The sequence below is a fragment of the uncultured Boseongicola sp. genome (genome assembly GCF_937988555.1).
GTDB lineage: Bacteria > Pseudomonadota > Alphaproteobacteria > Rhodobacterales > Rhodobacteraceae > Boseongicola.
The window spans coordinates 1-11,976 of sequence record NZ_CALJXO010000197.1 but is presented as its reverse complement, the minus strand read 5'-3'; the positions used below and the strand labels follow the sequence as shown (position 1 = coordinate 11,976).

Annotated in this window: 5 protein-coding genes; 2 read left to right on the top strand and 3 right to left on the bottom strand. The window is 57.9% G+C overall.

Features of this window, described 5'->3' with window-relative positions; genetic code table 11:
- Positions 1-77 precede the first annotated feature (77 nt).
- Together Q1B15_RS23470 and Q1B15_RS11290 are read left to right on the top strand one after the other, a co-directional pair.
- Positions 78-404 (top strand): c-type cytochrome, encoded by a 327-nt coding sequence (locus Q1B15_RS23470; RefSeq protein ID WP_366141711.1) that lies wholly within the window; start codon positions 78-80, stop codon positions 402-404.
- Between the two features lie 99 nt (positions 405-503).
- On the top strand, positions 504-1,382 hold the full coding sequence (locus tag Q1B15_RS11290) for a UTP--glucose-1-phosphate uridylyltransferase (protein ID WP_299753840.1): 879 nt from the start codon (positions 504-506) through the stop codon (positions 1,380-1,382).
- 31 nt (positions 1,383-1,413) lie between these two features.
- Here the strand turns inward: Q1B15_RS11290 and Q1B15_RS11285 are convergent, their stop codons facing one another.
- The 3 genes from Q1B15_RS11285 to Q1B15_RS11275 all read right to left on the bottom strand — a co-directional run.
- The gene (locus tag Q1B15_RS11285) at positions 1,414-9,882 is read right to left on the bottom strand and encodes a glucoamylase family protein (RefSeq protein ID WP_299753839.1); all 8,469 of its coding nucleotides are present in this window, start codon (positions 9,880-9,882) and stop codon (positions 1,414-1,416) included.
- The gene (locus Q1B15_RS11280; RefSeq protein ID WP_299753838.1) at positions 9,879-10,853 is read right to left on the bottom strand and encodes a universal stress protein; all 975 of its coding nucleotides are present in this window, start codon (positions 10,851-10,853) and stop codon (positions 9,879-9,881) included. Before Q1B15_RS11280 ends, Q1B15_RS11285 begins: the two co-directional genes overlap by 4 nt.
- A 367-nt stretch (positions 10,854-11,220) precedes the next feature.
- Positions 11,221-11,976, bottom strand: a 756-nt coding sequence (locus tag Q1B15_RS11275; protein ID WP_299753837.1) for an IS5 family transposase, incomplete at its 5' end; no start/stop codon positions are given.

Here is an 11,976-nt window from a genome sequence, read left to right as displayed (position 1 = left end):
CGACTGCGTCTGACGATAGAATAAGGAACTAAGAGGATTAGTTCAGGAGAGCGAAATGTCAGTTTCAGTTCCTAAAATTGTTTGTTTGGCGGCGGAAAACATCGCGATGTCAGCTTCAGCCCTTTTGGGCCGGCGACACTGGTCGTGAAGAGGACGTAAATGCCTGTGCAGCGTGTCACGGCGTCTCCGGGACTGGCGACGGCCCGATGGTCGAGTTCATGTCCGTTAAGGTGCCTGACCTATCGCTATTGGCAGCCCGAAACGACGGTGATTTCCCAATGCTAGATGTGATCCAAACGATTGACGGACGCACAGGCGTTCGACTGCGCGGCCATGGGCCAACTTGTGAACCACGAGGCTTTGAAAATAGGCGTCAATACCTAGGTGGGCAACCGGGACATTGAGTTTGCATTGGTCTGACAGCACTCCTGAGCCAGCGCGCGACGTCACCATCCGGAGCATGCAACGACCTGAGGCTTGGCAATAGGAAGTAAGGATAGTGAATGAAAACCAAAATGGTTCGCACGGCAATATTTCCGGTTGCTGGTCTTGGCACCAGATTCCTCCCAGCCACCAAGGGCACGCCGAAGGAGTTGCTTCCGGTTATTGATAAACCGCTGATCCAGTTTGCAATCGATGAAGCCCGCGCCGCGGGTGTTGAAAGGATGGTTTTTGTGACCCATCCCACAAAGTCCGCCATTGAACATTATGTGAGGGACGACGCAGAACTGCGGGAGGCGCTAAAGGCACGCGGAAAGGCGCGGCTTGCGCACGAGTTGGAAGAATCCGCTCTCAACGAATCCTCTACTGAAGTAATTTTCGTCATGCAGAATGAGCCGCTTGGCTTGGGCCATGCGGTTCTCTGTGCCAAGACCCAAGTTCTTCCAGGTCCGGTTGCCGTCGTCTTGCCAGATGACCTAATTCTGGGCGAGCCAGGCTGCCTGAGCGAGATGATCGAGGCCTACGCGACCTGTTCAGCCAAGCATCTCGTCGCGGCCATGGAGGTCCCGAGGGAGTTGACCGAGCGCTACGGTATTCTGTCCGTGACATCGCAGGAAGGCCAGTTTTTCCATGCCGATGGCGTGGTCGAAAAACCGGTACCAGCCAAGGCGCGGTCATGCTTGGCTGTGATTGGGCGATACATCCTTGATCCTTCGATATTTTCGGACCTTGAGGCGCAGGCGCCTGGAGCAGGCGGAGAGATCCAACTTACGGATGGCATCGCCCGTGGGATAGACCGCCTTGGACTTGCCGGTTTCAGTATTTCAGGTCACAGGTTCGATTGCGGATCCAAGGTTGGAATGTTTGAGGCGACGCTCTTTGTTGCGAACCAAAATCCGATATGCGCCGAGGTGTTGAGGAGATACTGCGCAGCACCGTAAAGGGTCCTGGAGGGGAACTGAGCGCGCGCGCCTAACCTTGGCTACCGGATGCTTCGGCGTCGGCGGTTCCGGCCGTTCCCAGCAGAACCACAACGTGCCGGCTCTGTCCGGCATCTGGGAATGGGACAAGCTGCGACCCGAAAGGAGCGCCATCCACCGTTACTGCAACAACGCCGGTACCAACGTGTTCTGGGTCTTCGATGGTGATGGTCATGCGGCCCCGGTCACCATCCAAGGCAACTTCGGCACCGCCCCATTTTTTCGGCAGACTGGGGTCCAGATGTACGCCTTTTGTCTTCAGGCGAACGCCCAGAATGCCGCGCGTGGCCAACTGCCATGTCCAGCCGGCAGCACCGGTATACCATGACCATCCGCCAACCCCTGTCCATTCATCCTTGCCTGAAACATCACCTGTGAGAACATATGGTTCTCGTCGATAGTGTTCGGCCGCCTCTTGGGTTTCGCTCCGGCGGATCGGGTTGATGATATCAAAGACTTGCCAAGCGCGGTCGCCGTCCCCGATTTCAGCCATCGCGACCCCGAGCCACGCAGCCGCATGGGTATATTGCCCGCCATTCTCGCGGATACCGGCCGGATAGGCCTGGATATACCCAGGGTCCCGATTGCTGTTCTGGAAAGGGGGTGTCAGCAGCCGTATCAATCTTTGGTCGCTGTCCAGCAGCCGTTCGCAAGCTGATTTCAATGCCTGCCGTGACCTTTCGTCGGGTGGGTCGCCGCAAAGAACGCTCCAGCACTGTGCGATGAGGTCAATTTGGCACTCGTCATTCGTGTGAGACCCCCAGGAGACGCCGTCGTCGTCTAAAGCCCTTATATACCACGCGCCATCCCAAGCATGTTCGTCGAGGGCCGTTCGAAGTTTCTGAATGTGGCCTTTCCAGCGTTCAACTCGATCTGTCTCGCCTGCAGCCTCGGCCAGCGGCGCAAAGGCACGGATCGTGGCAATCTGAAACCAGGCAAGCCACACGCTTTCTCCCTTTCCACCTGCGCCAATGCGATCCATGCCGTCGTTCCAGTCGCCGCTGCCGATCAGCGGTAGACCATGAGCGCCCGTTCGCAGGCCCCGATCAATTGCGCGGGCGCAATGCTCCAGAAGGGATGCGGTCTCGCCCAAGTCGAACCGCTCATATCGGTCGCCTTCGTCCGGTCGCAGCTCGGGCGCGGCAAGAAATGGAACATCTTCCGACAGGATATTGGCACCATCCGTCGCCTCAACATACCGCGCGACGACATAGGGTAGCCATAGGTAGTCGTCCGAACAGCGGGTTCTAACACCCTGGCCGCCCGGTGGGTGCCACCAGTGCAGCACGTCACCCTCTTCGAACTGGTGCCGGGCAGCACGCAATATGTGTGAGCGCACTCGTTTTGGGTCACTATGAAGGACACCAAGCATATCTTGTAACTGATCGCGAAAACCGAACGCTCCGCCGGCCTGGTAGAACCCGGCACGCGCCATCATCCGGCTGGAAAGGTTCTGATAGGGCAGCCACTGATTGACCATCAGGTTCAGGGCAAGATCCGGTGTCTTGACCTGAAGTGCGCCAAGCTTTGTATCCCAGAATGCACGCAGATCCCGGAGTGCTCCGGTAATCTCAGACGGGTTGCGCCAACGCGCGATCAGGCTCTCCGCCTCGGCCTGATCGCCACCCTCTCCCAAGATGAACACTACGTCCTCACTAGCCCCTGGTTCCAACACAAGGTGTACCTGATAGGCGCCACAGGCATCGCCACCCGGTGTGAAGCGGTCACCCAAATCCCATCGATGCAGCGCATCGGGTGACGAGACATCTCCGTCCTGTCCCAGAAAGTCGCGCCGGTCTCCGCTTACGCTGTGCGGTTCTGCCGAGGCGGAGAGGAACGCCACGCGGCGCCCGAACTCAGGGTTCCAGTGGTTTTGCGCAAGTATCGCTTTCTGTCTCGGGTCGTAGAGACTGGTGACGTGGGGCTTGGCCACGCTTGCAGTCGCGCCGATCAGCCATTCGGCATAGTATGTCGCTGTCAGGCGCCGCGCAGTCGGGGAGAGGTTCGTGAGCCTCAAGCGGACCAGCTTGACCGGTGCGTCCACCGGCACGAAGACCAGCATCTCCTGCTCCAAGTCTCTGCTGGTCTGGTGAAACCGCGAATAGCCCATCCCGTGACTGACCTGACACTCGGCGTCTTGGCCCATCGGTGCGGGCGTCGTCGTCCAGACCTCCGCCAGCGCTTCGTCCCGCAAGTAAAGAACTTCTCCAGGTTCGTTGAAGACCGGATCATTGGACCAGGGCGTCAGGCGATGCTCACCGCTGTTCAGGGCCCAGGTGAATCCAAGGCCTGCTTCGCTGACAATTGTGCCGAAGTGATCATTGGCAAGCACATTACACCAAGGAGAAGGCGTGTGCTGGCCGGGGGCGAGATGCATCACGTATTCGCGGGTCACCTCGTTGAAACCGCCAAGACCATTGTCGAAAAGCAGGCCCTCTGGCCGGGCCGCCTGAGGCGCACTGGTAAAGGCCGCATGCGCCGAAGGTTCGAACCGCGGGAGCGGCGCGCGCGCGTCGAGCGCGCCATCGACGATATCGGCCAGACTCTCATGATCCCCCGTCAGGACGATATGCGCCGCGGCCTCAAGACCTCTTTGGGTGGCAATGTCGATCTGGTCCGAGGCCAGCAGATGAATGCCGCCGCGTCGACCCAGAAACCCCTCGGAGTGGCTGTCTCGAAGCACCGACAGCACATACTCTCGCAAAGGCTCTTCATAGCTCGATACAGCGCTTCGCAGGACCACGAGGTCAGTCTCCAATCCGACACTGTGCCAAAGCCGTTGGGCGCGAATGAGAATGTCCAGCAGGTCAGGTTCGTCCGCACTATCGAGCTTCACAAGCAGGATCGGCAGATCTCCGGAAATGCCAAACCGCCAAAGGCCTGCCTGTCCCTGCCAGCCTTCGCCGGTCTGGCGAACGACTGAGCGAAGCGTGTGGCCGGGCTGAGCAAGAAATGACGACAGAACTTGAAGCTCGGGAAGATGAGGCGGTTCGATCTTTAGACGGTGAACGGTGCGTCTCACTTCTAGCATTGCATCCCGAAAGGCCCGATCGAGAGACGACTGCGGGAATCGCCGGGCGGTGGCCAGCACCTGCCCCCGAGAGGTGCCGGTTATTGTCAGAAAGGCGAATTGCTTGGTTTCCATCGGCGCAAGGCTAACCCGCGCTTGCAGCGCCATGATCGGATCCAGCGTCCACCCGATCGTCCCGCTCAGCTCTTCTCGCAGGCCCATCGGCGATGCCAAGCTGCCGGTCGTGCCGATGAACCGCGCGCGGTCCGTCTCGTGACCGACCACAGAGATGTCCGGATCGTCGGCAACCAATTTGTGCAGAAGAACGGGCGGGACGGTTTCCGGTCGGCGCGGCCGGCGCTCGAATATCAACGCGTCCTCTCCGACAACGTAATCGCTACCGACGAAGAGCTTGCTGAAGGCCGGATGCCGTTCGTCTTCCTGAGGGGGGGCAAGCACGATCTCTGCATAGCTTGTCAGATCAACTGTCCGTTCGGTATTGCTTTCGTTAATGACCGTTACGCGGCGGATCTCCACGTCGTCGAACGGGGCGATCACTAATTCCATGCGGATCGCAATGTCCTCGTACCGCTGCAGCATCTCGACCATGTGCTGGTGGAAGACCGTTTTCGTCTCGTGACAGCGTGCCCCCGCAGGCAAACGGCCAACCGACCAAAGCCTTTTGCGATCGAAATCTTGCGCATAGAGCCATGTCCCATAGCTGTCGCTTGTGGGGTCGGGCCGCCAACGGGTCAGCGCGATCTTACGCCAACTCAGCCCACCACAACCTGCGCTGGATATCCCGACAGACATCTGACCGTTCCCCAGAAAATGCATCTGCGGCACGGCTGCTTCCGGCGACGGAATCCAAGGTGCCAACGCAGGCGGACCAGACGCCGCCGGTTCTGTCTCCCATGTCTCGTCGGCACGGCCCGCTTCGAGCGGCGCGTCCCACGGCACGCGTTCCTGCAGCAAGAGATCGACTGCAGAGATCGGTTTCTCGCGCAACGTCCAACGCACCAGGCAATCGTCGCTCAGCACATTGGTGATCGCCGCCATCGTCATGCCCTGATGATGCGCCATGAAAGCCCTGACGGCCACGAAAGGCCGGGTCTCGGACACACGACTGGGCGTAAAATCGAGCGCTTCGATAAAACCATAGCAGGTCAGCGCACCCAGGCTTTCGAGTTCCCGCAAGTTTTGAGTGGCGGAGCCGGGCCAGGAGCAAAGCGCCAGTGCCGTCGCATAGGGCGCCACCACCAAATCTTCTGTCAAACCGCGACGGATCCCGAGCCCCGGCACGCCAAAGGCGCGATATTGATAATTGTCCGCACCATCGGTGACTCCGAAAGCCGATTCCGAAATACCCCACGGGATACCACGCTCGGCCGCATAGGTGCGCTGGACCTCGACGGCAGTCAGCTCGCTTTCTCCAAGCAGTGTGTCGCGATGGCTGGGCAGAAAAAGGGGTGGCATGAGGTACTCGAACATCGACCCGTTCCAGGACAGGATCGACGGCTTTCCGCTGAATTGCGTGATCGGGCGGCTGAACGAAAACCAATGCTCCATCGGCGCGTCACCCTTGGCGATGGCAAACAGGCTGGCCAGGCGGGCCTCGGTCGCCAAAAGGTCGTAGTGGCTAGTGTCCATCTGTCCGGCGCTTAGATTGTAGCCAATCTGGAAGAGCCTAACCTTGGGATTATAGAGAAAGCTGAAGTCCATCCCATAGGCGAGCCTGTCCGCGTGATCGGCCACGCTTTTCAGATCGGTTCGCAATTGCGCATGGGCAGCCTCTCCACGCTCGATGGCATCGCGAAGATCGGCAAGCCATGCGGCAGATGATCCGCCCTGGGCCAATCTGTTGTCGATCTCCGCCAAGAGCTCAGTCCCGTTCGTTTGCCGCCCATCAGAAGTTGCGAGAGGCGACAGGATGCGCCCAACCTGCTCGGCGAAAGCAGCATCGTTTGCCGCCGCTGCGTTGAGCGGGCCGAGCCAGGGCAGGTGGTACGCCAGGTCCCGCTCAAGAGTGTGAAGATGATGGCGGACCCGCTCCATCCAGACGTTCACATCGTGCAGGCTTTTAGGAAGAACATCGACGGATATCTTGATCGAGTCCTGAATGATCTCTTCCAACAGCTGCCAATGCGTTGATGTCAGTCCGCTGATCAGGACGGGCCAGTCAGACGGATTTGTCCGCGATGTCTCGACCTGTCGTAAAAACGCGGCCTTTGCGTCTGCAAAGGCTTGGGTATCATGGTTTGGCAGGTGTCGAACGGCCTGATCTAATAGCTCCAACGATATTATCAAACCGTCAAAGTTGCGACTATCGAATGCAGGGAGGTCAGCGAGTTCAAGACACCCTTGTTTGAGCGCGATCAGCGACATCGCCAGATTGCCGCTGTCAACGGTTGAGACATATTGCGGATTGAGAGGCATCAAGCTTCGCGTATCGTACCAATTCAGTATATGGCCGCGATGGGATTTTAGCCTGTCGAGTGTCTCCAGGGTATTCTGCGCGCGCATAACGAGTTCGCTTGTTGCGATAAATCCGAGTTCGCGTGCCGAAAGGGTAGAGACCAATAAGAGACCGATATTCGTGGGCGAGGTCCGGTGCGCGACCTTGCGCTCGGGCACTTCCTGGTAGTTGTCCGGTGGCAGCCAGTTGTCTTCAGGACCAACGAATGTCTCGAAGAAATGCCAGGTTCGACGTGCAAGTTGAGCCAGATAACGACGGTCGGCTTCAGAGGGCGTTTCTCCCCGAAACCTGCGCGGCTTTGCTGTCCAGATCGCAATCTCCGGCGCGATCAGCCAAAGCGCCAGGATGGGCGTCGCAGGCAATAGCGAGGCAAAGTCATATAGGGCCAAGTCGCCCGCGATGACGACAGCAAGCGCCGTGGATGGCCACATTCGATGCCATGTCGTCCACCGGATGTTTCTGTGGGAAAGTGAGGCCACTGCATGGGCGGCAGAAGTCCATTCCAGAAGGTGGCGTTTGCTGAAAAATAGACGATAAAGCGTCGATGCAATTGCGTCGATGGCGACCAAGGTATCGCTAATGACAAAAGCAAGCGATAGAAACCATCTTCCTCCCTGCGCGCGAAACCGATGCCCAGTCTTTCTAATGAAGCCGCGATGTACCCCACCACTCGCAACGCCTATGACCTCTCCGATCAGGTATGCGCCGGGCGCTGCCAGCGCCAAAAGCGTCCACACAAGTGCGCTGCCGGGCAAGATCGCCCATCCGCCGATTAGGAATGCCAGCAGCGCAGGGGGGAGCAGGCTTCGCCTTAGGTTGTCAGCGATCTTCCAGCGATCAAGCAGACCGAGCGGATTTGGAACGCGGGTTCCGTCCCCCGATGGGACGCGTCGGCCAAGCCACTGCACAAGCTGCCAGTCACCGCGCATCCAGCGATGTATGCGCATCGCATGCTCCGGATAGCTGGTAGGGACATCCTCGTAGACCACGACATTGCTTGCCAAACCTGCGCGCCCGTGAAGTCCCTCAAAGAGATCATGACTGAGGATGCTGTTTGCGGGAACCCGACCCTGCATCACCCGCTGCATGGCGGCTACATCATAAATGCCCTTTCCCACAAAGATGCCGGTTTCAAAGAGATCTTGATAGACGTCCGAAACTGCCCGCGAGTAGATATCGATCGCCGTATCGCCGCCATAGAGATAGGAAAAATGAGTCCCGCCACCCAGTTGTGGCAAGATTTCAATCCTTGGCTGGAGGATCGTGTACCCAGCCACGACGCGCCCCGTGTTCTCGTCGAATCTCGCGCGGTTCAGGGGGTGGGCTATGAGTCCGACCAGACGCTCTGCAGCAGTGGGAGGCAGCTCGGTATCCGCATCCAGAACAATTGCATATCGCAGGCCAACAAGGCGCTGGACATCCCCGACAGTGACAGAAAATCCGTCAGAGATCCCATCCACAATAAAGCTGTTGAATTCCTCAAGCTTACCGCGCTTGCGCTCCCAACCCATCCAACAGCCTTCACTGGGATTGAACCGGCGCGGCCGATGGAGAAGGAAGAACGGACCTTTGGCCATCACGCCATGCCGCCGGTTCAGCCGGTCAACCCCTGCATGTAAAGCCGCCTCAATAGGTGCGTCACCGGGCAGAACTTCCTGATCGGCATCTGCGAAATCAGAGAGTATCACGTAGTGCAGGCTTGGGTCGGGGTTCGCGAACCAGCGGATTTCTAGTTTTTCGAGTACTCTGGAAACCTCTTCAGCTTCCTTTACGATCACGGGGACCGCTACGGCAGTTGCACAATGGGTTGGGATCCCGTCACTATAGTCCAACTCAGGCAAAGAGATCGGCGTCGCCAACTTTGTGATGCACCAGTGAACAACTGCAACACTGATAATGGACGCCGGTAGTGCGGTCATCGATACACCGGCCACCCACTGCCAAAATCCAGGATCATGCTTCCCTAAATAAGCAAGGGGCAGCACAAGCGCGGCGAGAAAGCACAAGATCAGGCCTGTGGCATAAAAGGCTCCTGTTCGCCCGATAAAGGGGCGTTGAATCAACTCCGCCGGCGTGTGACGGTAGCCTGTCACGGCCTCCAGTTTCCGAAGCCCTCCAGCAATCAGCCAGTAGCCCACATGCGCCTCGACTGGATTGGCATCCTGTTTGCTCGAAAGCTCGACCACGTTTCGTGCGATTTCGACTTCTGACATGCGCGACCGAAGCGCCATCCGTTCGACCGTCCTTCGATACCGGTTGCGCGTCTCGAAGGTCATCCCAGCATATGCAGCCGCCGGGTCATCGGAAAGGATCGCCTCGATCGGGCTGACCTGGTCAACGAAATCCGCCCATTTGATTGACTGCGCCGCAATGAGGTTCGATATTGCCAGCTCAATACGATCGGTGGCTTCGGCCACCGTATCATCGCCAGCTGCTTCGAGCGGTTCGAAAGGTGGCGAGAGATCTGCGCTCAACTGATGGAATGCACTGACAAGGTCTTCTAGGCTGGCCAGTCGAAGCATGGACGGCAGCGCCCACAATTCGGCATTCGTAAGTGGCGCGGAGGATTGATAGGCCGTGACGAATTCGATCAGATCGTTCAGCGAGATCTGAGGTCGAAATGCAGGGATCAGTGCCTTTGCCAACGCAAAGATCCGTGGGATGTTTTCACCCTTCGGCGCGGTCAAGCCGGGAAGTTTTCGATAGAAATCTGCCGGGAGGTCTTTTTGGACGAGGCGGATTGCACGCGCGACCTGATAATCATTGTCCAGAAGCCAATCTGCCGCCCTGAGTTGATCTGGTGGCGGCTTCTGGCAATAGGCACGTAGGCAGTTCAGCCAATCAGGAAACGCGGACAAGGACCGATAGCACACCAGTTCGCAAGGCTCGCCCTCGCCGACTTGATGCAGCTCCGCAAGCCGTCCGGCGGCATCTTCGTCCACTGGGCGCCCTGCCGTCTCCACAAGGCTTGTCATTTCCTAAGATCGGAGGGCTGCCTGATACCTTCGGATGTTGTGCCACTAAAGGCATGATTCTCGGCGGATTTCAGCCTTTGTCGCACCATCAAGACCGGGATCTTGGACTGCGTCAGAATGTGGTTGGCGACATTGCCCAAGGGCACGTCAGCGTGTCCACTTTGCCCATGGGATGCCATGACGAGGAAGTCTGCCCCCTCATCGTGCATCATTTTGATCAAAGCTCTCCGGACATCGCCCCCGACAACGATGCGTGTCGAGATCGGCACGCCGCAATTCGATACACTTTCCATGAGGCGTTTCAGAAAGGCCTGTCCGACCCGCTTGTTTCGTGCCGTGACACGGTCGCCCAGTTCGATCGCTTCGCTATCGACGGCACCAATTTTCGTCAGCCCGGGTGGCGGCGTCACGTGGCATAGGACCAATGTCGCCTGTGTCGCCTTTGCCAGACGCAGCGCCGTTGGCAAGGCGCTCGCGGATCTTCCGGAGCCGTCGATTGGAACGAGGATTTTTGTATATCGCCGAGTCTTCATTAATGGCGCGTCGGTTGGCACCAACAAGATCGACACCTCGCTTGACGCCAGAACCACATCGATGAAGCCGCCAGTATGCCCAGGCAGGGATTGCGTTTCTCCCAACACGACAGCAGCATCGTTGGGCCGATCGACCCAAAAACTCCTGACCTGCTCGATGCAGCTGCCCTCAAGCACGTGAATGTCGATACTCTGATCTGGAGTGTTGAACTGCTTTGCAATAGCCAGAAGGCGATTTCTCACGGCACGCTTTTGAATGCCCCAATCGATCGGATCTATCGGTGCAGCATCCTTACCGCGCGCCTCCATTACATGAAGAAGCGAAACTATCCCTCCGAGCGCTTTAGCGAGGATTTGGGCATGTGGAAGCAATCCTGCCGCAGATTCTGGCTCATCGACGCAAACCACGACATCCGAGGCAACCGGCGTCTTATCCATTCGATCTACGCTTTCGCCATCAGACGGTGAGTGATTGTTTGAGGGTGAGGCTATCATCATCTCGTTTCTTTGTTATTCCAAACTGAGCGTTTCGCCGATGGAAAGGGAAACGTCCCAATAGCTGCATTTTTTTCAGAGCTCTTTGAATTCTAGCCCGACCGAACCTACGCAGGATTGATTTTCGTCAATGACGGCTGAGCAAATCCCACGGTGATGAGCGTCGCAACAGCCATCCCACGAACCCCTTGCCGGCCGTCGCGCGAACCGAAGGACCGATCTCGTGGCGTTTTGTTTGTTCGCGTGCGACCCAGCGCGGTAAAAATTCAAGTTCTGGCTTAGAGTCTGATTCAAAACTATTCGTTTGATTTCATGTTCTTGCGAGATGTCGTGTGACGCGTCGAATGTGGGCGATTAGGATCCAAGCTTCTGCGCTGGCGATTGTTTTCTCCCAGTCTTTCGACAAACGGCGACATCGGTTCAGCCATGCGAAAGTACGCTCAACAACCCATCGGCGCGGAAGCACTTCAAAGCCCTCAGCGGAGTCGGAGCGTTTAACGATCTGGACGGCCCATCGGCCAAGGGCTTTCAGCGCGTCCCGCAGCTTTGGCCCTGCATATCCACCGTCAGCAAATATGTGTCGCAGCGATGGGTAGCGCGAAACTATAGCCTTCAGCACATCCGGTGCGCCATCGCGGTCTTGAATTCCAGCGCTGTGGACCACCAAGCCCACCAGCAATCCAACCGTGTCGGTGACGATATGACGTTTGCGCCCTTTGATCCGCTTACCGGCATCATACCCCCTAACCCCACCGCTTTCAGTGGTTTTTACGCTCTGGCTATCTATGATCCCGGCTGTTGGCTGGGCTTTGCGATCTTCGGCCAGACGCGCGACTTCGACCAGTTTACGGTTCATCTCATCAAGCAAGCCGTCATCGTGCCACGCGTAGAAATAGCCCCGAACGGTTGAAACCGGCGGGAAGTCGTTGGGCAACATGCGCCATTGGCATCCGGTCGTTGCAATGTAGAGGATCGCATCGAACACGTCGCGCAAACGTGTCGTACGCGGTCGACCCGTTTTCTTGGCCGGCGGCATCATCGGCGCGATCAACGCCCATTCCGGGTC